Source organism: Noviluteimonas lactosilytica, from assembly GCF_020866925.1.
Lineage (GTDB): Bacteria > Pseudomonadota > Gammaproteobacteria > Xanthomonadales > Xanthomonadaceae > Noviluteimonas > Noviluteimonas lactosilytica.
Map to the genome: position 1 here is coordinate 498,394 of NZ_JAJGAK010000001.1, position 21,591 is coordinate 519,984.

Here is a 21,591-nt window from a genome sequence, read left to right on the forward strand (position 1 = left end):
GTTTGCGGCGGCTGAACACGCACCGGGTAAACTCCGCTGCATGAACGCCCCCCTCCCCTACGACCGCGACGCGCTGCGCATCGCGGCCGCCGAAATCATCGGCAACGTGCGCGAGCTCGCCGCCGCCGGATGGACGCCGGCGACCAGCAGCAACTTCTCGCGCCGGATCGACGACCAGCACGCCGCGATCACTGTGTCGGGTCGCGACAAGGGCCGACTCACCGAAGACGACATCATGGTCGTAGACCTCGACGGCAACCCGGTCGCCACCGACCACCGGCCTTCCGCCGAAACGCTGCTGCACACGCAGCTTTACAAGCGCTTCGACGATGTCGGCTGCATCCTGCACACGCACTCGCGCAACCAGACCATCGCCTCGCGCCTGTACGCGGGCGCCGGATCCCTGCGACTGGAAGGCTACGAGCTGTTGAAGGCCTTCCACGGCAACCACACGCACGAGACCGAGATCGTCGTGCCCGTGCTGCCCAACTCGCAGGACATGCACACGCTCGCCGCGCAGGTCGATTGCCTGCTCGATCGCCAGCCGATGTGGGGCTACCTCATCGACGGGCACGGGCTGTACGCGTGGGGCCGCGACATGGCCGAAGCGCGCCGCCACCTGGAGGCATTCGAATTCCTGCTCGACTGCGAACTGGAACTGAGGAAGCTGCAACGATGAGCCGCCTGCGCATTTTCGAGGAAGAACATCCCGACCAGCCGGTCGTCGTCGCGCGCACGCTGGAGGAGATCTCGCGCGAGTTGCAGCCGATCGGCGTCGCGTTCGAACGCTGGGACGCCGCGCAGCAGGTGAAGGCCGGCGATGCGCCGGAAGCGATCATGGCCGCGTACAAGGCCGACATCGATCGCCTCGTCGCCGATCGCGGCTTCCGCACCGTCGATGTCGTGAGCATCGCGCCCGACAATCCGAACCGCGCGGAGATGCGCAAGAAGTTCCTCGACGAACACTTCCACAAGGAAGACGAGGTGCGCTTCTTCGTCGACGGCTCGGGGTTGTTCACGCTGCACGTCGACGGTCGCGTCTACGAGATGCTGTGCGAAGCCGGCGATCTCATCGCCGTGCCCGACGGCATGACGCACTGGTTCGACATGGGGCCGGACCCGAGCTTCGTCGCGATCCGCTTCTTCACCGAACCGGACGGCTGGGTCGGCCACTTCACCGGCACGGACATCGCGCAGCGATTCCCGCGCTTCGAAGTCGGCCAGGCGCGCGACGCATGACGGTCCGCATCCTCACCGACATCGAAGGCACCACCAGCAGCATCTCCTTCGTGCGCGACGTGCTGTTCCCGTACGCGCGCCGCGCGCTGCCGGGCTTCGTGCGCGAACGCGGGAACGATCCCGAAGTGCGTCGCTGGCTCGACCAGGTGGCCCTCGAGAACGGCGGCGTATGCAGCGACGACATGATCGTCGAGACGCTGCAGGGCTGGATCGACGAAGACCGCAAGCACACCGCGCTGAAGGCGCTGCAAGGCATGGTGTGGGACGCGGGCTACCGCAACGCCGACTTCACCGCGCCGCTGTACGCGGATGTCGCACCCGCGTTGCGCGCGTGGCGCGATGCGGGGCATCCGCTCGCGGTGTACTCGTCGGGCTCGGTGCCCGCGCAGAAGTTGTTGTTCGGACACACGGATGCGGGTGACCTGACGTCGATGTTCTCGGCGTGGTTCGACACGGCGGTCGGCCACAAGCGCGATGCCGACAGCTATCGCCGCATCGCCGCGGAGTACGGCGGCAACGCGGGCGACATCCTGTTTCTGTCGGACATCGTGGAAGAGCTCGATGCCGCGCGCGATGCGGGCATGCGCACGGTGTTGCTCGACCGCCGCGAGGATTACCCGTCGCCGCGCACCGGCGATGCGACGCATGGGCATGTGCGCGTGGAGACGTTCGCAGGGATTCCGGACGATCTGCTGACCTGATTGCGCTGCACGCTGCGCATGGGTCAGCGCGCCTCGAGGCGATAGGTCGTCTTCGCAGTCGCTTCGCCGCGCCATTCGTCGAAGGCACGCACTTCGACCGTGTGTTCGCCGGCCGCGAGCTTCGTCGGCAGCGTGCCTCGCCACAGGTGCGTCGACGGCGTCGCCTCCGGCGAGCGATCGAACCCGCGCAATGTGTCCGCCGCGTCGTCGCGCGCGTTCTCCGCGAGCAATCGCGGATCCGGCTCCACGACGCGGCGCATCGGCATCCAGTCGCCATCGTCGATGCGATATTCCACTCGCGTGCCGGCGTGGCCCATGAAGACGTTCGCGTACACGCCGAATGCGGGGTACGCATCGCGGCGCAGGACCTTCGGTGCGTGCAACGCGATCTGCGTCCCCGCCGCATCGCGCGCGGGATACCAGGCGAGCGCGTATGTGCCGTCGCGCTGCACATCGAGCGTCGCGTAACCGTTGGGCGTGCCGTCGCTCATCGTCGCATCGGGAATGCCCGCCGCATCCGCCACGCCCGACCAGAACGCACCGCACGCGGCGCCGACGTTGTATTCGTGCAGCGGCGCGGCGCCTTTCCAGCTTTCCTTCTCGCCGTGGAAGTAATGGCGCTGGTTGTGCGTGTGCGCGCTCAGCAGGAGCACGTGCGGAAAGGGTTGGAGCAGCGCGAACAGGCGCTCGCGATCCACGGCGCGGAACGACTCCTTCCCCTGCACCGTCGACGTATCGAAGAACGGGATGTGCGCGCCCACGACGAGCAGCTTGTCGCGCGGCAAATCCTTCAACCATCGTTGGATCTTCGCGAACTGATCCTCGCGCAACCCGCCGACGTATCCCGGCGTCTGCCCGGGCAGCACGACCACGTCGTCGAGCACGAGCACGTTCGCGTTGTCGTACTTACGCAGGAACGTGTCGTCGCCGAACGCCTTGCGGAAGCTGCGCAGCGAATCGGCGTCCGACTGCGCGCCGGCGTCCACGTCGTGGTTGCCGGGCGCGAACAGCATCGGAATGCCGAGGCGCTTCGTCGCGGCCTTCACGCCGGGATAGAGCGCGGGCTCGTCGTCGACGATGTCGCCGAGGACGATCGCGGCGGCGCTCTGCTTCGCCAGCGGCATCGCGGGTTCGATGATGTCGCGCAGGAAGTAGTCGACGTCCGCCGTGGACTTGGGTTGCGGGTCGCCGATGACGAGGAAGCGTTGCGCGCCTGTCGCGCCCTCTTCCGCGTGCAGCGGCGAGAACGCGGCCGCGGCGACCAGCAGCGCCGCGCACCAGCGCGCGCGCATCAGCCGACCAACGCCGCGTGCGCGGCGTCGAGCACGATGTTCTCGCTCACCAGGCGCACGGCCATCGCGACATCGCCGTCGAGCGCGCGATCGCGTCGCATCGGATCGATGTGCGCGCGAATCGCGGCGTGCGCGGCCTGCACCGCGAGGCCCGGGTGGAACGCATCGGCGGCGGCGAGTTCGGCGCGCAAACCGTCGACTTCGGCGAGGAAGCGCGCGCGCTCGTTGTCGTCGCGCATCGGGCCGCCGTGCACCTTGGCGGCGAACGCATCGGCGTCGACGTTGTCGGCCAGCGCGCGCGCCGCGTTGATCATGTCGCGACGCAGGTCGAGCGCCTGCGCGGCCGTCATCAATTCCAGGCCCAGCACCTTGCCGAGATCGCTGACCATCGCGAGCACGTGGCGCGCTTCGTTCGCGCCCATCGACACGTGGTCTTCGGCGTTCGCGCTGGTGGGGATCGAATAGACCGACGCCGGCATCGCGCGGCTCGCGAGATCGTTGACGATGGCCGCGGCGGTGTACTGCACGATCATCAGGCCCGACTCGGTGCCGTCTTCGTTGCCGATGAGGAACGGCGGCAGGCCGTCGCTGGTCGCCGGATCGACGAGCTTGTTGAGGCGGCGTTCGCTGATCGATGCGAGCACCGGGATCGCGGCCTTCACGTAGCTCATCGCGAGCGCGAGCGGCATGCCGTGGAAATGGCCGGCGGAGATCACCTGCTCTTCCACGTGCTCGGCCTGCGCGTCGGGGAACACGAGCGGGTTGTCGGTCACCGAGTTCAGTTCAACGTCGAACACGCGGCGCGCCTGTTCGAGCGCATCGCGCACCGCGCCGTGCACCTGCGGAATGCAGCGCAGCGAATAGCTGTCCTGCGGCTGGTGCTTCTTGCCACCGCGGAACGGGCGGAAACGGTTGTAGAACTTCTCGCGCCCGTGGCGCTGGGTGAACGGCACCCAGTCCCAACCGATATCGAAAGGCACCTCGCCCGCGCCGTCATCCCACGCACCCGGCGACCACGTGCGGAACTTCGGCACGAGGTGATACGGAATGTCGGCGAGCGTCGAACCGGCGAGCAACGCGCGCAGTTGCGCAGCCGCCTGCACCTGGCCCGGATGCGGGCGCAGCGCATGCACTTCTTCGGCGAAGGCGCCGAGGCGGCCGGCGAACGCATCGATCGTCATCGCCGCGGCGATGTCCGCGGTGTCGATCAACTCGCCGAGGCGCTGCAACGCGAGCGCACCGGTCGCGAGCATCTGCGCGGTGCCGTTGTTGAGCGCGAGGCCTTCCTTGTACGACAGCGACACCGGGTGCAGGCCCTTGCGACGCAGCGCTTCGGCGCCCGGCACGCGTTCGCCGTCGACGAAGGCTTCGCCGCCGCCGAGCAGCACGATCGCAAGATGCGACAGCGGCGCGAGGTCGCCGGACGCGCCGACCGACCCGAGCTGCGGCACGATCGGCACGATGCCGGCATTGAGCATCGCCGCCATCGATTGCAGCGTTTCGACGCGAATGCCCGAATGTCCGCGCAGCAACGTGTTGATGCGGATGCACAACATCGCGCGCACGACTTCCGGCGCGAAGGGTTCGCCGACGCACACCGCGTGCGTGACGATCAGGTTGTCCTGCAGTTCGCGATGCAGCGAACGACCGGAGGGCGCGGCGCCCGCCACGTCGTCGCGCAGCGGACGCGCGCCGAGCAGCTTGTCGGCGTTGCTGCCGAAGCCCGTCGACACACCGTAGATCGGTTCTTCGCGCGCGACCTGCTCGGCGAGGAATTCGGCGGCCCGCGCGACGGCCTTCAGCGCGGTCGCGTCGAGTTCGACCGGCGCGCCGTGCGCGACTTCGACCAGCGTGCGCTGGGTCAGGGAAACGCCATCGAGGCGAACGGGTCTCATCGGGCGGTCTCCTGCAACTTCGCGGGCAAGTCGGCTTCGGCGAGTTCGAGCTGTTCGCCGCTGCGCATGTCCTTCACGGCGACCACGCCACGCGTGGCTTCGTCTTCTCCACGGATCGCGACGAAGCGGATGCCGGCGCGATCGGCGTACTGCAATTGCTTGGCGAGCTTGCGCGGCTCCAGCTGCGTTTCGACGTTGAGGCCCGCCGCGCGCAGGCGCTGCGAGAGCGCGAGCGCATCGGGCAGCATCGCGTCGTCCATCAACGCGACCAGCACGTCGACGGAGCTGGCGGCGGTCGACACCAGGCCCGCCTTCTGCAACTGGTAGAACAAACGCGTCAAGCCGATCGAGATGCCGACGCCGGGCAGCTTCGACTTCGTGTAGTGGCTCGCCAGATTGTCGTAGCGCCCACCCGAGCAGATCGAACCAATCTGCGGGTGCGCATCGAGGAAGGTCTCGTACACGATGCCGGTGTAGTAATCGAGGCCGCGCGCGATCGACAGGTTGAGCGCGTAGCGCGATTCGTCGACGCCGAGCGCCTTCAGTTGCGCGAGCACGGCGCGCAGTTCGGCGCGACCTTCTTCGAACAAGGGCGTGCCCTGCGCGAAAGCATCGAGCTTCGCCAGCGCGTCGGCGTGGCTGGTCGAACGCACCTGCGAGAACGCCATCAACTGGTCGACGACGTCCTGCGCGAGGTTGTAGCCCTCGCCCAGCAGCGTCGCGCGCACCGCGTCGGCGCCGCGCTTGTCGAGCTTGTCGAGTTCGCGCAGCACGGCGGTCTGCTGTTCGCCGTCGCCGATGCCGAGGCCTTCGAAGTAGCCGCGCAGCAACTTGCGATGGTTGAAGTGGATCGTGAAGTCGCCGATCGCCAGGCGCTCGAACACCGCCGCGATCACCGCCGGGATCTCGGCGTCGAAACGCGGCGACAGCGCATCCTTGCCGATCACGTCGATGTCGCACTGGTAGAACTCGCGATAACGGCCGCTTTGCGCGCGTTCGCCGCGGTAGACGCGCTGCATCTGGTAGCGGCGGAACGGAAATGCGAGGTCGTGTTCATGTTCGGCCACGTAGCGCGCGAGCGGCACCGTGAGGTCGAAGCGCAGCGCCATTTCCGGGCGGCCTTCCTTCCCCGCGTTGTCGAGCGCGCCGGTGGACTGCACGAAATACACCTGCCGCTCGGTGTCGCCGCCCGACTTGGTCAGCAGCACCTCCGACAGCTCCATCACCGGCGTTTCCACCGGCAGGAAGCCGAACTGCTCGAACGTGTGGCGGATCGTGTCCAGCATGCGCTGGAAGGCGATCTGATCGCGCGGCAGCAGTTCCATGACGCCCGACGGCGTGCGGGGCTTGATCGGCGTGCTCAAAGTGCGAGGCTCCAGGGTCGAAATCGCCGGCACGCATCCCAATCCGTGCGCCCGGCCGCAGGTCGCATAGTCTAGAGGCTTGCCTCTCGTCGGCGCACCCCGCTAGAATTCGCGGCTCGGCTGTCGGGGTGTAGCTCAGTCTGGTAGAGCGCTACGTTCGGGACGTAGAGGTCGCAGGTTCGAATCCTGTCTCCCCGACCAAATCTTGCCGATCATGAAAAGCCCGCCTCGCGCGGGCTTTTTCGTGCGTGAAATCCACGGGCCACCCCCTTGGTAAGCTCGGCCTCACAACTCACGGGGGCGGGTCATGGAAGCACTGCGTCGCAACGTCGCCGAACTGACCGAGCGCATGGCGCGGCTCGACGTGGTTACTTCCCGGGCGCTGGGGCACAACGACGCCGTGCAGACGCTGATGGTGAGCGTCATCGAGACGCATCCGGACCTGGATGCGCTGGAGGCCTCGCTCCAGGTGCACCGCCCGAGCCATCCGACCATCAACGAAGCGCATGCACGCGAACTGGTGCGCACACTCGACTTGTTCGAGGCCGTGATCGAGCGCGAGCGGCACCGGCGCACCGGTCGCTGACCTTTCGAACCCGCTGCGTCACCCGACCCGGGGATGGCCGGCATCGGCGCGGCTCGGCTCGAATGCGGGAATGGCCAACCACATTGTGCCGCTCGCGAACGAGGTCATCGAGCGTTACGGCGGCCTCGATCGATGGAACCGGTTCGACACCGCGACCGCGCACCTGCGCGCCGGCGGCGCGCTATGGCCGCTCAAGCAACAGGCGGGCGTCCTCGACGATGTGTTCGTGCGCGTGCAGCTGCGCGAACCGCGCGCGTCGCACGCTCCCTTCACGGCGCCGCACCTGCGAACGTCTTTCGAGCCGCATCGCGTCGCGATCGAAGACGCCGACGGCAACGTGACGTCCGAACTCCTGCAACCCCGCGATTCGTTCCAGGGGCATGGACTCGACACGCCCTGGACGCCGCTGCAACTTGCGTACTTCGCCGGCTACGCGATGTGGACCTACCTCAACGCGCCCTTCCTGTTCGCATTGAACGGCGTGGTCACCGAAGAACTCGCGCCCTGGCAGGAGGACGGCGAAACCTGGCGTCGCCTGCAGGTCACCCTGCCCGCGGATCTGCCCAGTCACAGCACGGTGCAGACGTTCTACTTCGATGCCGACCGACTGCTCCGTCGCCATGACTACGACGTCGATATCGTGGGCGGCGTGCCCGCGGCCCACTACGTCTCCGACCATGTCGCGGTGTCGGGGATCGCGGTGCCGACGAAGCGCTGGGTGTTGCGACGCAAGCCCGACGGAAGCACCGAACCCGAGCCGACGATCGTGTCGATCGCCCTGGGCGAAATCGCGTTCCGCTAGCGCATACTCCCGGCAAACCGGCATGGGAGGGGCTTCGATGCGCGCAGCTTGCCTGGCTTTGATCGGCGCGGCCGCCCTGCTCGGCGCGTGCGCGCCGAGGGATGGTTACCTCACCTTGCGTGGCGAGATCCTCGAGCCCGCGCCCGGCCGCGCGAACTGCACCGTCGCGCTTCCGCAATTCAAGGACGCACCGAACGCCGCGGACTTCACGCGCAAGGTGCAGGGCCACTTCCAGGAATCGTTCTCCGTGACGCAACGCGCGGCGGCGTACGACGTACTGGTCGCGTGCGAGGGCTATGCGCCGCTCGCCAAGAACGTGCCGCTCGACCAGGGCGAGTTCGCGATCGACCTCGGCAAGGTGATGCTCTCGCCCGCGCCCTGATTGGCCTGGATGGTGGTGGCCAAGCGTCCCTGAATTGACCGATCCCGAGCGAGCGCCCCGGGGGGAGGGCTCCCGGGGAAGCGCTCCTGCGCGGCCGCTCCTGCGGAGCTCTTCCCTCTCTTGACGGCACGCCGCTCCCGCTTGTCTTTTCGTTTCAGGTGCTTGACGCGCAAACGCGAATCAATATCATCTGCATCGAACAAGGACAGGGCGTCACTTCGATGATGTGGCATGCGCGGACAACGCAGGTTTCAGAGGTAGCGCCCCGGGCGCTGCCCACCTCCGCGCAACTCGCCTCCCTCGGCCCGGTCCTGTGCCTTTACCGCGTCCAGCCCGGGGGCGCCCTGTCTGGCTGGGCCCAGGCTTCGCACTGCGAAGTCGTGTGCCGCGTCGATTGCGACGGCCCGTGCGAGGCCATCCACTTTTTCGACGCCCAGGGCCGCGTCTGCTGGCGCCTCTACCTGCTGCCGGACAGCGACTTCCTCGGCTGGGACGCTCTGACAGCACCGCTCCGCGCGCGCAGCGACGGCGCGCGACACGGCGCGCGCTGGTATCGCCTCGTCTGGCGCCTTCGCCGCAAACACTGGCGCGCCGACATCCTCACCTTCCGCGATGCGGGCGACGGCGGTGCCTCGATCGGCGCCGAGCGCACCCATTTGTCCCCGTTCGGGAACGCGATTGCCGCGCGCATCGCGCGACGCGAGGGCCTGACGAGCGACGGCTTCGACTGTTGCTGCCAGCACCACGCGTTTCCGCTGCAAACCCCTCTCTGACTCCCTTTACAAGGCCCCACCATGTCCGTTGGACCGCTGCACCCGCTCGCTTTCGCGATCCTCGCCTCGCTCGCCACCTTGGCCGCGCCTGCGCGCGCCGACGACGATCCGGCGCCGCCGCCGACCGCGCGCGAGCTCGACAAGGTCACCGTCGTCGGCGAAGCAGAGGCGTCTCGCTCGAGCGGCGCGACTCGCCTGGATCTGTCCCTGCGCGAAACGCCGCAATCGGTAAGCGTCATCGACCGCGCGACGCTCGAAGCCTTCGGCCTGACGAATGCGAACCAGGCGCTCGAGCTCGCAACCGGCATCCAGGTCGAGTCGGTGGAAACCGACCGCGCCTACTACACCGCGCGCGGATTCGACATCACCAACTTCCAGCGCGACGGCCTCGGCCTCCCGATGCCCTACGGTCTGCAGAACGGCGACATCGACACCGCGATCTTCGAGCGCATCGAAGTGCTGCGCGGTGCAAACGGCCTGATGTCCTCCACCGGCAACCCATCGGCCACGATCAACTTCATCCGCAAGCGGCCGACGAACGAACTGCAGGCCAATGCCGCACTCACCGTCGGCAGCTGGAACATGGTGCGTGTCGATGCCGATGTCGCCGGCGCGATCGCGAACGAAGGCGCCGTGCGAGGGCGCGCGGTCGTCGCGGTCGAACAGGGCGACAGCTACCTCGACCTCTATTCCAACGACAAGCAGGTCTATTACGGCATCCTCGAAGCGGATCTTGGCGATGCGACGATGCTCGCCGTCGGCGCGTCCTACCAGCGCAATCGCCCCGAAGGCGTCCTGTGGGGCGCGTTGCCCTTGTTCTACGGCGACGGCACGCCGACCGACTACGACGTCTCGACCAGCACCGCCACCGACTGGTCGCATTGGGACACCGACGACATGGATGCGTTCGTCGAACTGCAGCACGACTTCGGCAACGAGTGGCAAGCCAAGGCTTCGTTCAACTACGAGGAAACGGAAGAACTCACCGAGTTGTTCTATGTCTACGGCACGCCGGATCGCGAGACGGGCCTGGGCCTGTTCTCCTATCCCTCCGCCTACGATTCGGTATTCCGCGCGCACTTCGCCGACGTGTACGCCAGCGGTCCGCTGACGCTGTTCGGCCGTAAACACGACGTGGTTGCCGGCTTCAACTGGGCGCGCGGCAACAACGTCGAGCACTCGCAGTACAGCGACGATCTCGGCACGCCGCTGCCGCCGCTCGAGCAGGGCTACGCGCACTACCCGAAGCCGGCCTGGAACGCGATCTCCGCCGGCTCCGACTTCGATTACGCGCGCGAAAGCCTGTACGCCACCGTGCGCTGGAATCTCTCCGACAGCGTCAAGCTGATCACTGGCGCATCGCGCACGCACGCGGAGACCACGGGCGACAGCTATGGCGAATCCAATACGTCCGACGACACGAAGACGACGCCCTTCGCGGGCCTGGTGATCGATTTGGCGCCGAACTATTCGCTGTACGGCAGCTACGGCGAGATCTTCAATCCGCAATCCGAGCTCGACGTCGACCACCGGCTCGTCGGCCCGCTCACCGGAAGCAACGCGGAAATCGGCATGAAGGGCGAATGGCGCGACGGCGCGGTCAACGCGACGGTGGCGGTATTCCGCACGCGCCAGGACAACCTCGCCGAATCCGCCGGCTTCGACCTCGATACCGGGACGAGCTACTACCAGGGCATCGACGCGGAATCGCGCGGCATCGAACTCGACATGGCCGGCCGCCTGACCGATCGCTGGCGCGTGGCCGGTGGCATCACGCACCTGCGGGTGGAAGACGACGCGGGACAGGACACCCGCACCTACGTGCCGCGCGACACGTTCCGACTCTCCACCACGTACGATCTCGCGCAAGTCGAAGGCCTCATGCTCGGCGCGTCGTTGCGCTGGCAGAGCGCGATCCATCGCGAGGCCGTCGCGTTCGACCTGCTCGGCAACGCCACGCCGACGCGCATCGAACAGGATGCCTACGCGGTGCTCGGCCTGATGGCGCGTTACGAGTTCGCCGATCGCTGGAGCGCCACGCTCAACCTCGACAACGCGACCGACGAGAAGTACCTCCCGAGCCTGTACTGGGAACAGGGGTATTACGCCGCGCCGCGCAATGTCGCGCTGACCATCGCGTATCGCTTCCAGTGAGCACGCTCGCCGTCCAGCGTCGCCTGTCGCTCGCCAGCCGTTCGCTGGCGGCGATCGTCGGCGGCTATGCGTTCGCGCATGCCGCCACTGCATTCCTCACGCTCGCGCTTCCCTTCGGACGCAACGATCGCGTCGTCACCGCGACGCTGCTGGCGTTCGTCGTGTGGTGCGCGGCGGCCATCTACGCGTTCGCGGCGGCCAAGGCCTGGCGCGTGTGGGCGATCCTCCTCGTCGGCGGCGCGTTGCTGTACGGCACGGCCGCCGTCTTCCCCGAACTGGCGGCACGCGCATGAAGCACAACATCACCCAGTCGCTGTCGTGGCTGCACACCTGGTCCGGCCTGCTCGTCGGCTGGCTGCTGTTCGTGATCTTCGCCGGCGGCACGATCGCGTGCTTCGACAAGGAACTCGATTACTGGATGCAGCCATCGTTGCACGGACGCGCGACGCCGAAGATTCCCGCGTTCGACAAGGCGGTCGAACGCCTGCAGGTGCAGGCACCGGAGGCGCATTCGTGGTACCTGCTCGCCGGCGATCGCGACCCGGCGCTGCAGGCCTATACCTTCGCGGACGACGGCACGGAAACACGCGTCGCGCTCGATCCGGAAACCGGAGAACCTTTGCCGTCGACCGCGGGCGGCGACTTCTTCTTCGAACTCCACTACAACCTGCACGCCGGCAACCTGGGCATGTACATCGTCGGCCTGGCGGGCATGTTCGCGTTCGTGGCCATCGTCGCCGGCATCTTCATCCACAAGCGCATCTTCAAGGACTTCTTCACCTTCCGCCCCGCGGCGGGAAACCAGCGCGCGTGGCTCGATGCGCACAACCTCACCGGCGTGCTCGGCCTGCCCTTCCACCTGTTGATCTCGTACACCGGCGTGATCATCTTCGCGACGAGTTACATGTTCGCAGGGGTGAACGCGGGCTACGGCGGCGACATCAACAAGCTTTACATCGACGCGGGCGATTTCTACGAACGCGAGGAAGTCGGCAGGCCGCTCGGCCCGATGACGTCCGTGGAAGCGCTGCTCGCCGACGCGCAAGCGCGCCTGGGGGCACCGGTCACCTGGGCGAGCATCCACCATCCGCACGATGCGAGCGCGACCATCGCGCTCGGCGGCGACCATGATCGACGCGTCGCCTGGAACTTCCACCAGGCGACCTACGACGCCGCGGACGGACGATTGCTGCATGTCACGCCACCACCGAAGACCGCCTACCACGCGTACACGTGGCTCGGCGGCCTGCACATGGCGCAGTTCGGCGGATCGTCGGTGCGCTGGTTGTACTTCCTGCTCGGCCTGGCGGGGTGTGTGATGATCGCGAGCGGCTGCAGGTGTGGGTCCGCAAACGCATCAAGCATGTGCGCGAAGCAGGCATCGTGTCGGGTTACGGATTGGTACGCGCGCTGAACGTCGGCGTGGTCGGGGGGTTCCCGTTCGCCGCGGCGGCGATGCTGCTCGCCAATCGTCTGTTGCCCTGGCATCTCGCTGATCGCGCCGCCGCGGAAATCTTCGTGTTCTGCGGCGCATGGGGCGCCGCGGCATTGTGGGGCGCATGGGCGGACCGTCGCGATCGCGGGTGGCGCGACCTGTTCGCTGCAACCGCGATCGCGCTTGCCTCCATCCCGGTCGTCAACGCCGTCGCCACGCCGGACAGCGCGCCCTGGCGCACGTTGCAGTCGGGCCAGCATGGATTGGCCGCGGTCGACCTCACCGCGTTGGCGCTCGCGATCGCGTTCGGATGGATGGCGATGCGCGTATCGCGACGCCATCGCGTCACGCAGGGCGAGGAGGCGATCGCATGAGCCTGGCCCTGTGCATCTTGCTTGGCCTCGTCGGTTGGGCCGCGTTGAGCCTCGCGCTGCCGAAGCACTTTCGTGCGCTACGCGGGCGCGACCCCTCCTCCGCCGTACACCGGACGCTGCGCACCTCGGGTTGGTTCGCGCTCGCCGCGATGTCCGCGGGTTGCATCGCCTCCCGCGGCGTCGAATTCGGCGTGATTCAAGCGTTCGTGCTGGCGATGCTCACCGCCCTCGCGTGGTCGTTGTGGCTCACGCGGATGACGATGCGTCGCTGAGGCGCTTGCGCAACGCGTCGAGTCGAAGGTCTCCCGCTGCACCCGGCGACACGCGCGCGGACAGGCTCGCCTGCGGATCGCCTTCGGCCCATCGCGCGGGATCCGCCGCCTGCCTGTAGGCATCGCGGAACGGCACGCCTTCGCGCGCGAGGTCGACGGCGAGGTCGGTCGCGTACATCGACGGATCGATCGCCGCACGCATGCGCCCGGCATCCCAGTCGAGGTTGCGCAACAGGTCGGGCAAGAGCGCCAGCGCGGCGAGGCCCTTGCCGAAGCCATGGAACAGTGCGCCCTTCGTGATCTGCAGGTCGCGGTGGTAACCGCCCGGCAGCGACAGCAGGTGTTCGATTTCGGTGCGCGCGGCAGCGACGCTCGCGTACGTGCCGCGCATCAGTTCGACGACATCGGGGTTGCGCTTGTTCGGCATGATCGAACTGCCCGTCGTGTACTGCGCGGGCAGCTTCACGAAACCGAACTCCGCGCTGGTGAACAGGCTCAGGTCCCAGGCCAGGCGACGCAGGTCGAGCATCGCGCTGTTCAGCGCTTCGAGCGCGGCGAGTTCGAACTTGCCGCGCGACAGTTGCGCGTACAACGGCGACACCTGCAGCCGCGCGAAGCCGAGCGCCTGCGTGGTGTGCGCGCGATCGAGCGGCAGATTCACGCCGTAGCCGGCGGCAGTGCCGAGCGGATTGGCATCGACCCATGCGCGCGTTTCGCCCGCGCGCTGCGCGTTGTCGATGAACGCCTCGGCCCACCCCGCCCACCACATGCCCGCCGACGACACGACGGCGCGCTGCAGGTGCGTGTATCCGGGCATCGGCAACGCGCTTTCGGCCTGCGCGCGATCCAGCGCGATACCCGCGACTTCGCGGCACAGCGCCTGCACGCGCGCGAGCTTTTCCTTCAGCCACAGGCGCGTGGCGACGAGCACCTGGTCGTTGCGGCTGCGCCCTGCGTGGATCCGTCGGCCGGCGTCGCCGAGACGTTCGGTCAGCCGCGCTTCGATGGCGGAGTGCCCGTCTTCGAAGCGTTCGTCGAGCACGAATGCCCCACTGCGGAAATCCTCGGCGAGCGTCGTGAGTTCGCGTTCGAGTCCCACCAGCTCTTCGCCCGTCAGCATTCCGATCCGCTGCAAGCCCTGTGCATGCGCGCGACTCGCCTCGATGTCGTGCAGGAAGAACTCGCGATCGAGCAGCACGTCGTCGCCGGCGAGGAACGCCTGGATCTGCGCGTCGACCGCGACGCCCGGCTTCTGCCACAACAGGTCGCTCATGCGGCCTCCGCGCGCGGTGCAAGGGGAATGCCGGCGAACTCGTCGAAGCCGAACGCCAGGTTGAGGTTCTGCAGGGCCTGCGTCGCGGCGCCCTTCAGCAAGTTGTCTTCGGTCGCGACGACGACGAGGCGGTGCCCGTCCTCGGACAACGTGAAGCCGCCGAGTTCGACATGGTGCGCGCCCGCGATGCGGCTCACCCACGGGGCATCGTCGCCGACGCGCACCAGCGGCTCGCCCGCATACGCGTCGCGATAACGGGCGGCGACCGCCTCGCGGTCGAACGCGGTGCGAAGGTGCAGGTTCGCGGTGATCGTGAGTCCGCGGAAATGCGGCGCGACATGCGGCATGAACTCCACCGGATGGCGCAGGTGCGCACTCACTTCGCGCTCATGCACGTGGCCGGTCAGTGCGTACGGCATGAAGTTGTCGCGCAGCTTCTCCGGATCGTTCTTGTCGGAGGGCGTGGTGCCCGCGCCCGAATACCCCGAGACACCGAAGCATTGCACCGGCCCGTCGAGGAACTCGAGCATCGGCGCGATCGCCAGCTGCATCGCGGTGGCGTAGCAACCGGGATTGCTGATGCGACGCTGTCCTGCCTGGTGTTGCCGCGTGAGTTCCGGCAAGCCGTAGTACCACGCAGCGTCGAAGCGGAAATCGGCGGACAAATCGAGGATCACCGGATCGGCGTCGTCGGCGAAATCGAATGCGGCCACGCACGCGGCCGCCTTGCCGTTCGGCAGCGCGAGCACGACCGCGTCCGCGCCGAGCGTCGGCAGGTCTTCGTGCGTCGGTGCGCTGTAGCGCAACTCGCCGACGTAGGCCGGCTCGAAATCCGACACGCGCCGCCCCGCACGCTCGCGCGACGACACGTAGGCGAGATCGAACGACGGATGCCCGCACACCAGCTTGATCAGCTCCGTGCCGACATGCCCGCGCGCGCCGACGATGCCGATGGTCTTCTTCGCGCTCATGCGTGACGCTCCAGGCGACCGGCGAGGTTGGCCTTCACGCCCGGCCACTCCGCGTCGATGATCGAGAAGTTCACCGTGTCGCGCAGCGTGCCGTCGCGATGGCGCACGTGGTTGCGCGTGATGCCCTCTTCCTTCGCGCCGAGTCGCGCGATCGCGGTGCGCGAGACGTGGTTGAACCAGCTCGTCTGCAGTCCCACCGACGCGCAACGCAGCACGTCGAACGCATGTCCGAGCAGCAACAGTTTCGCTTCGGTGTTCAGGCCGGTGCGTTGCACGCTCGCCGCGTACCACGTGTAACCGATCTGCAGGCGCGGCACGTCGGGCGTGAGTTCGTAGTAACGCGTGGTACCCACCACGCGACCGTCGGCGTCGCGCACGGCGAACGCCAGCTGCTCGCCTTTCGCCTGCTTCGACAGCGCGCCGTCGATGTAGGCAGCGACGTCCGCGGGGGCCGGCACGTTGGTGTACCAGATCTCATGAAGGCGGCCGTCCTCGACCGCTTCGCGCAGACCGTCCGCATGCGACGGCGCGAGCGGTTCCAGGGACACGTGGCGGCCGCGCAGGGTCGGCGGCGTGGTCCAGTCGACGGTGGTCATGCGGCATCCTCGAGCGTTGCGGGGCGCGCGGCGCAATGGTCGACGCAGCGCGCGACTTCGTCCAGTCCACCGGCTTCGTGCGTGTCGATGCCGTACCAGTACACGTCCCACTTCGGCTGCTTGAGGCAACCGTCGGATTCGGCCCAGTAGAACGCGTTCACCGGATTGCCGCGGCGCGAACGCCAGAACAGGCGCGGGTTCTCGTCGCGCATCACCTGCCAGACGGCACGACCGAGGCCTTCGCCCTGCGCTTCGTCGAGCACGGCGAACTTGTCGAGGTACACGCCCGCGTCTTCCTGCGTGAGGATGACCGCGACGCGGTAGTTCTCGCTGACGTAGGCGCGATGCAGTTGCGTGCGCTCGAAATAGTCCGGCAGCAGCTTGCGGCCGAACGCAGAATCGATGAGCTTGCGCAGGCGCACGAGATCGAGTTCGTCCCACGACGACGCCGTCAGCACGCGCTCGCCGCGACGCACGAGCGTGCCGGAGCCGGTATGCGTGAACAGTTCCTTCGCGAGTTCCGAGGGGCGCGTGATCGACACCGACGACGACAGCGGCAGCGTGTCGAGCAGCGCCTTGATCTGTTCGATCTTCACCTTCATGCCACCGTGGATCCACGGCTGCTCGATCAGGTGTTCGTATTCCGTCGACAGGTTGATCGAATCGATCACGTCGCCCGCATCGTCGAGCAGGCCGCCCGTGCCGGTGAGGAAGACGATCTTGTAGGGCTGCAGCACCTGCACGAGCTCGTTGGCGGCGAAGTCGGCGTTGATGTTGAGGATCTGTCCACCCGCGGTTTCGCCGAGGCTCGCGATCACGGGAATCGAACCGGCCTGGAGGCTCGCCTGGATCGGTGCGAGGTCGACCCGCTTCACTTCGCCGACGAGGCCGTAGGTGTCGCGATCGAGGTAATCGGCTTCGAACACGCCCGACACGATCGAGGTCGCGCGCGCGTCCTGCGCCTGCAGCGCTTCGACCAGCTTGAGGTTCTGCGCGTGGAAGACGCGGCGCACGATGGCGAGCGCTTCGGGCGAGGTGATGCGCAGGCCGTTGACGGTCTGCTTTTCGATGCCCGCGTTGGCGAGTTCGGCGTCGAGCTGCGGGCCCGCGCCATGCAGCACGATCGGCGTGAGGCCGACGTCCTGCAGGAACGCGAGCGACGACGTCAGCGCATCGAGGTCGTCGCGCAGCACCGCGCCGCCGACCTTCACGAGGGCGAAGCGCGCCGCGTCCAGCTGCGAGAAACGCTTGAGGTACTGCGAGATCTCCTTCGCACCGGCCATGCTCGAAAGCAGTCGGACGATGGTCTGGCGGGTTTGCGGATCGTGGACTTGGAGATTCATTGCGACAGGATCCGCACGATGGAATCGGTGTAACGGGTGAGCTGGTCGAGGGCGACCCATTCGTCGGCGGTGTGCGCCTGCGCGATGTCGCCCGGGCCATAGACGATCGCGGTCATGCCCGCGCGCGAGAACAGCGAGGCTTCGGTCCAGAAGTCGACGGCGTTGCCGATCGGCAGGCCGAGTTCGTCGGCGAGGTCGCGTGCTTCGAGGCGACGCGCCTCGGCGGTCGCGACATCGCCCGACGGCAACGACGGACCGCGGAAGGTTTCTTCGTAACGCGCGAGCGCACCGGGATCGGCGAGTCGACCGAACGCGTCGTGCAGTTGTTCGAACGCCATCGACGGCAACGGACGGAACCCGAACCGCACTTCCGCGGCGGGCGCGATCACGTTGGCCTTGATGCCGCCTTCGACGCGGCCGATGTTGAAGCGCAGGCCGGTCAGTCCGCCGAATCGCTCGTGCGATTTCGCTTCGACATGATCGAGCGCGCGGCTGCCCCAACGCATCGCGTGGTGCAACGCGCTCGCCTGCAGCGCGCTTTCGCCGGACGCGTGCCCCGCCTGTCCCTGGAAGCGCAGCAGCACCGAACTGATGCCGCGATGCGCGAGCACCGCTTCGCATTGCGTCGGCTCGGCGACGATCGCTTCGGCGAATCCATGGTCGCTGGCAAGGAACGCTTCGATGCAACGCGGGTCGTTCGCTTCCTCGTCGCTGCTGAAGAGGAACGCCGCATCGCCGCGCGTGAGGTTCGCCGCGGTCACCAGGCCCGCGGCCGCGCCCTTGATGTCGCACGCGCCGAGGCCGATCGCGCGATCGCGCGTGACGCGCAGGCGCAGCGGATTGCGCGACCACGCGGGCGAGTTCGGCACGGTGTCCAGGTGCACGTTGAACACGCGCTTCGGCGTCCCGCGCACGGCGAGCATCGACACGGCGCCTTCGCCGTGGTCGGTCACCGTGCAGCGGAAGCCCGGCAGTTGCGCGCGCAGGTAGTCGAAGATCCCGCCGGTCGTGATCTCGCGCGGCGGATTGCGCGTATCGCACGCGACCAGGGCTTCGAGGTGGCGGAGCGTGGTGTCGAGCATGTCAGTCGAGGCCGCCTTCGACACGATCGCCGTTCACCTGCGCCCACAACGTGCTGCTCATGCCGAACAGGCGGATGAAGCCTTCGGCTTCCTCCACGCCCCAGTCCGCCGTCTGCGCGTACGTCGCGCCCTTCGCGTTGAGCAGGTGCGGCGATTGCACCGCGACTGCATCCACGCGCGCGCCGCGCGTTTCGAGCACGACTTCGCCGTTGACCATGCGCTGGCTGGAAGCGAGGAACGCTTCGAGGTCGGTCTTCAGCGGATCGTGGTAGAAGCCTTCGTACACCAGCTCCACCCACTTGCGCGCGACATCGGGCTTGAAGCGGTTCTGCTGCTTGGTGAGCACGGCTTCCTCCAGCGCACGATGCGCGACGAGCAGCGCGGTGAGGCCCGGCGCTTCGTACACGATGCGGCCCTTGAGGCCGATCGTGGTGTCGCCCGTGTACATGCCGCGACCCACGCCGTACGGCGCGAACATCGCATTGAGCTTCGCGAGCAGCTTCGCGCCCGGCATTTCGACGCCGTCGATCGCCACCGCCTCGCCGCCGACGAAGCGGATCGCGACGCGCAGCGCATCGGCCGGCCACTGTTCGCGCGGCGCACACCAGCCACGCGCGCCCTCGCCCGGCGCTTCCCACTTGTCGATCTCGCCGCCGGACAGCGTCACGCCCAGCAGGTTCTCGTTGATCGTGTAGGCCTTCTGCTTGGCGCGCACGCCGAAGCCGCGCTGCTCGAGGTACGCCTGCTCGTAAGCGCGCGTCTGCGTGTGCTCCTTCTGGATTTCGCGGATCGGCGCGACGATGCGGTAATCGCCGCTCGCCTTCACCGCGAGATCGAAGCGGACCTGGTCGTTGCCCATGCCGGTGCATCCGTGCGCGATCGCGCGCGTGCGCAGCGCCTGCGCGCGGGCGAGCGTCGCGTCGACGATCAGGTAACGATCCGACACCAGCAGCGGGTACTGGCCCTGGTAGCCCTCGCCCGCCATGACGAACGGCTTGACGAAGCCGTCCCAGATCGCGGGGCCGCCGTCGATGGTGACGTGCGAAGCGACGCCGAGTTCGGCGGCGCGCGCTTCGATCGTCGCGCGTTCTTCCGCGTCGACGCCGCCGGTGTCGGCGAACACGGTGTGCACGTTCCAGCCCTGCTCCTGCAGGTAGGGAACGCAGAAGGAAGTGTCGAGGCCGCCGGAAAAGGCGAGGACGATGTCTTTCGAAGGCATTTGAAGTCGTTCCGTGGGAAGAGAGTCAGCGACGCTGGCCGATCAGCGAGGCCATCACGGCCTTCTGCACGTGGAGGCGGTTTTCGGCTTCGTCGATCGCGATGCAGCGCGGCGAATCCATCACCGCATCGGTCGCCTTGACGTTGCGGCGCAGCGGCAGGCAGTGCGAGAACACGCCGTCGTTGGTCAGCGCCATCTTGGCTTCGTCGACGATGAAGTGCTTGTACTGGTCGCGGATGGGCTTCTCGGGCGCCCAGTTGCCGAAGTACGGCAGCGCGCCCCAGCTCTTCGCGTACACGACGTCGGCGCCGCGGTACGCGCTTTCGATGTCGTGGCTGACGTGCAGCGAGCCGCCGTTGTCGGCGACGTTCTGCGCGGCCCATTGCATGTAGCGCTCGTCGAGGACGTACTCGGGCGTCGGGCACAGCAGCGTCACGTCCATGCCCATGCGCGTGGCGATGGTGAGCGCGGAGTTGGCCACGGCGGTGTTGAGCGGCTTCGGGTGGTAGGTCCAGGTGAGCACGTACTTCTTGCCGCGCAGGTCGTTCGTGCCGAAGTGTTCCTGCAGCGCGAGGATGTGGGCGAGCTCCTGGCACGGGTGGGTGATCGTTTCCATGTTGATCACGGGCACCGAGGAATAAGCGGCGAAGCTGGCGAGCACGCGGTCCTGCCGGTCGACCGACCAGTCGACGAACTTCGGGAACGCGCGCACGCCGATCAAGTCGACATAGCGCGACAACACCCGCGCCACTTCCGCGATGTGCTCCTCCGATTCGCCGTCCATCACCGTGCCGAGGTCGAATTCGATCGGCCACGCGTCCTTGCCCGGCTGCAGGATCACGGCGTGCCCGCCGAGCTGGAACGTGCCGATCTCGAAGCTCGTCCGCGTGCGCATCGACGGATTGAAGAACACCAGCGCGACCGACTTGCCTTCCAGCTTTCGCAGTCCGAGCGGCTGCTGCTTGCAGGCGGCGGCGAGCGACAGCACCGCGTCGAGCTCAGCGCGCGACCAGTCCTGGGTATTGAGGAAGTGACGAAGCGGAACCTGTTTCATGGGGCGTCCTGGGGAAGGAAACCGCTGGGCCATGAACGAAAAAACCCAGCGCGGAGGGCTGGGTTTTGGTGCGATCCGATGCGATGCGCGACGCCTACCCAGCCAGATTGTGGGTCAGCGGTCGGCGCGCGCGCGAAGTCATCCCCGCCGCCATGCGGGCGGAAGTCAGGATGTCGGCGTCGGCGCGGCAGGTCTGCATCGGGCGCGCATGGTCGCACCTGCGCCCGTGCGATGCAACGGAAGCCATCATCTGGCCTCGTCGCGCGGCGGGATGTAAGGCACCACCGACACGCGAACGCGCAGGCGGTTGCCGGGGTCGTACGGCAGGCGCGAGCGGTACTTGGTGCCCCGGTAGACGTAATCGACGTCGTAGGCGATCGGGCGGCGGAACTCGCGCACGACCGGGACCATCTCGCAGTTGGCGTCGGCCTTCGGCTCGGGCTGGCGCGACATCGCGCCCTTCACCGCACCGACGATCTTCGCCAGGCCCTTGTTGTCGTCGTCGTCCGGGCAGCGCGGCTCCATGCGCGTGGCGCGCAGCACCTGGTAGATCGGCTGCACGCGCATCACCTGGGCGAAGTCCATGCGCACGTTTTCCGGCTGGAGGACCGTCGTGGCGGTGTCCTGCGCGGCGGCGGGAACACAGGCCGCCCCCAGGGCAAGGGCAGCGGTCAGCAGGAGAGACGAAGGGAGGCGCACGCATTCAGTGTAAGCGCCGAAGGGCCCCGAGGCCTGAATCCCTGCTGTCATGGGCGCGGGTCGTGGCCGTTAGAATGGCCCGGTT

At 67.6% G+C, this 21,591-nt stretch carries 23 protein-coding genes and 1 tRNA gene; 13 read left to right on the top strand and 11 right to left on the bottom strand.

The window, feature by feature from the left end; genetic code table 11:
- Positions 1-40: 40 nt before the first annotated feature.
- From LK996_RS02440 to mtnC, 3 genes are read left to right on the top strand one after another with little or no spacing between them, the layout of a single operon-like run.
- On the top strand, positions 41-679 hold the full coding sequence (locus LK996_RS02440) for a methylthioribulose 1-phosphate dehydratase (protein ID WP_230525589.1): 639 nt from the start codon (positions 41-43) through the stop codon (positions 677-679).
- A complete protein-coding gene (locus tag LK996_RS02445; protein WP_230525590.1) occupies positions 676-1,239 on the top strand; it encodes a 1,2-dihydroxy-3-keto-5-methylthiopentene dioxygenase in 564 nt (187 codons plus the stop codon). Before LK996_RS02440 ends, LK996_RS02445 begins: the two co-directional genes overlap by 4 nt.
- Positions 1,236-1,940 carry an acireductone synthase gene (gene mtnC / locus LK996_RS02450; protein ID WP_230525591.1) on the top strand — a complete coding sequence of 235 codons (705 nt, stop codon included), beginning with the start codon at positions 1,236-1,238 and terminating at the stop codon, positions 1,938-1,940. The genes LK996_RS02445 and mtnC overlap by 4 nt, the downstream gene beginning before the upstream one ends.
- A 23-nt stretch (positions 1,941-1,963) precedes the next feature.
- On the opposite strand, the gene LK996_RS02455 is transcribed toward mtnC, so the two are convergent.
- The 3 genes from LK996_RS02455 to hisS are packed head-to-tail and all read right to left on the bottom strand — an operon-like array spanning position 1,964 to position 6,491.
- Positions 1,964-3,232: a calcineurin-like phosphoesterase C-terminal domain-containing protein gene (locus tag LK996_RS02455; protein ID WP_230525592.1), complete on the bottom strand. Its 1,269-nt coding sequence runs from the start codon at positions 3,230-3,232 to the stop codon at positions 1,964-1,966.
- Positions 3,232-5,127 carry an HAL/PAL/TAL family ammonia-lyase gene (locus LK996_RS02460; RefSeq protein WP_230525593.1) on the bottom strand — a complete coding sequence of 632 codons (1,896 nt, stop codon included), beginning with the start codon at positions 5,125-5,127 and terminating at the stop codon, positions 3,232-3,234. Before LK996_RS02460 ends, LK996_RS02455 begins: the two co-directional genes overlap by 1 nt.
- Entirely contained in the window at positions 5,124-6,491 is a 1,368-nt protein-coding gene (gene hisS / locus LK996_RS02465) for a histidine--tRNA ligase (protein WP_255656202.1), read from the bottom strand. Before hisS ends, LK996_RS02460 begins: the two co-directional genes overlap by 4 nt.
- Positions 6,492-6,615: 124 nt before the next feature.
- On the opposite strand from hisS, the gene LK996_RS02470 reads away from it, so the two are divergent.
- From LK996_RS02470 to LK996_RS02515, 10 genes are all read left to right on the top strand, one after another.
- Positions 6,616-6,692: transfer RNA gene (locus tag LK996_RS02470), tRNA-Pro, on the top strand.
- Between the two features lie 106 nt (positions 6,693-6,798).
- Entirely contained in the window at positions 6,799-7,077 is a 279-nt protein-coding gene (locus LK996_RS02475; protein ID WP_230525594.1) for a hypothetical protein, read from the top strand.
- Between the two features lie 70 nt (positions 7,078-7,147).
- The gene (locus LK996_RS02480) at positions 7,148-7,879 is read left to right on the top strand and encodes a hypothetical protein (protein ID WP_230525595.1); all 732 of its coding nucleotides are present in this window, start codon (positions 7,148-7,150) and stop codon (positions 7,877-7,879) included.
- A gap of 37 nt (positions 7,880-7,916) precedes the next feature.
- Complete coding sequence (locus LK996_RS02485; RefSeq protein ID WP_230525596.1) at positions 7,917-8,261, top strand: hypothetical protein; 345 nt, start codon at positions 7,917-7,919, stop codon at positions 8,259-8,261.
- Positions 8,262-8,419: 158 nt separating this feature from the next.
- A complete protein-coding gene (locus tag LK996_RS02490; protein ID WP_230525597.1) occupies positions 8,420-9,034 on the top strand; it encodes a Hemin transport protein in 615 nt (204 codons plus the stop codon).
- A 21-nt stretch (positions 9,035-9,055) separates the two neighbouring features.
- Complete coding sequence (locus LK996_RS02495) at positions 9,056-11,188, top strand: TonB-dependent siderophore receptor (protein ID WP_230525598.1); 2,133 nt, start codon at positions 9,056-9,058, stop codon at positions 11,186-11,188.
- Positions 11,185-11,481, top strand: coding sequence for a DUF3649 domain-containing protein (locus LK996_RS02500; RefSeq protein WP_230525599.1), 297 nt, complete (start codon positions 11,185-11,187; stop codon positions 11,479-11,481). Before LK996_RS02495 ends, LK996_RS02500 begins: the two co-directional genes overlap by 4 nt.
- A complete protein-coding gene (locus LK996_RS02505; RefSeq protein WP_230525600.1) occupies positions 11,478-12,602 on the top strand; it encodes a PepSY-associated TM helix domain-containing protein in 1,125 nt (374 codons plus the stop codon). The genes LK996_RS02500 and LK996_RS02505 overlap by 4 nt, the downstream gene beginning before the upstream one ends.
- The gene (locus LK996_RS02510) at positions 12,554-12,997 is read left to right on the top strand and encodes a hypothetical protein (protein WP_230525601.1); all 444 of its coding nucleotides are present in this window, start codon (positions 12,554-12,556) and stop codon (positions 12,995-12,997) included. Before LK996_RS02505 ends, LK996_RS02510 begins: the two co-directional genes overlap by 49 nt.
- On the top strand, positions 12,994-13,269 hold the full coding sequence (locus LK996_RS02515; protein WP_230525602.1) for a DUF3325 domain-containing protein: 276 nt from the start codon (positions 12,994-12,996) through the stop codon (positions 13,267-13,269). Before LK996_RS02510 ends, LK996_RS02515 begins: the two co-directional genes overlap by 4 nt.
- Here the strand turns inward: LK996_RS02515 and argH are convergent.
- The 8 genes from argH to LK996_RS02555 all read right to left on the bottom strand — a co-directional run bounded on the left by argH (position 13,244) and on the right by LK996_RS02555 (position 21,506).
- Positions 13,244-14,542, bottom strand: coding sequence for an argininosuccinate lyase (argH, locus tag LK996_RS02520; protein ID WP_230525603.1), 1,299 nt, complete (start codon positions 14,540-14,542; stop codon positions 13,244-13,246). The two genes, LK996_RS02515 and argH, sit on opposite strands and share 26 nt — an antisense overlap.
- Positions 14,539-15,513, bottom strand: a complete 975-nt coding sequence (argC, locus tag LK996_RS02525) for an N-acetyl-gamma-glutamyl-phosphate reductase (RefSeq protein WP_230525604.1) — start codon at positions 15,511-15,513, stop codon at positions 14,539-14,541. Before argC ends, argH begins: the two co-directional genes overlap by 4 nt.
- Complete coding sequence (locus LK996_RS02530) at positions 15,510-16,109, bottom strand: GNAT family N-acetyltransferase (protein WP_230525605.1); 600 nt, start codon at positions 16,107-16,109, stop codon at positions 15,510-15,512. Before LK996_RS02530 ends, argC begins: the two co-directional genes overlap by 4 nt.
- On the bottom strand, positions 16,106-17,452 hold the full coding sequence (locus LK996_RS02535) for an acetylglutamate kinase (protein ID WP_230525606.1): 1,347 nt from the start codon (positions 17,450-17,452) through the stop codon (positions 16,106-16,108). Before LK996_RS02535 ends, LK996_RS02530 begins: the two co-directional genes overlap by 4 nt.
- Complete coding sequence (locus LK996_RS02540) at positions 17,449-18,534, bottom strand: acetylornithine deacetylase (protein ID WP_230525607.1); 1,086 nt, start codon at positions 18,532-18,534, stop codon at positions 17,449-17,451. The genes LK996_RS02535 and LK996_RS02540 overlap by 4 nt, the downstream gene beginning before the upstream one ends.
- Position 18,535: 1 nt before the next feature.
- Positions 18,536-19,753, bottom strand: a complete 1,218-nt coding sequence (locus tag LK996_RS02545) for an argininosuccinate synthase (RefSeq protein WP_230525608.1) — start codon at positions 19,751-19,753, stop codon at positions 18,536-18,538.
- Between the two features lie 25 nt (positions 19,754-19,778).
- Positions 19,779-20,807 (bottom strand): N-acetylornithine carbamoyltransferase, encoded by a 1,029-nt coding sequence (locus LK996_RS02550; RefSeq protein ID WP_230525609.1) that lies wholly within the window; start codon positions 20,805-20,807, stop codon positions 19,779-19,781.
- Between the two features lie 246 nt (positions 20,808-21,053).
- Entirely contained in the window at positions 21,054-21,506 is a 453-nt protein-coding gene (locus LK996_RS02555; RefSeq protein ID WP_425493694.1) for a hypothetical protein, read from the bottom strand.
- Positions 21,507-21,591: the final 85 nt, after the last annotated feature.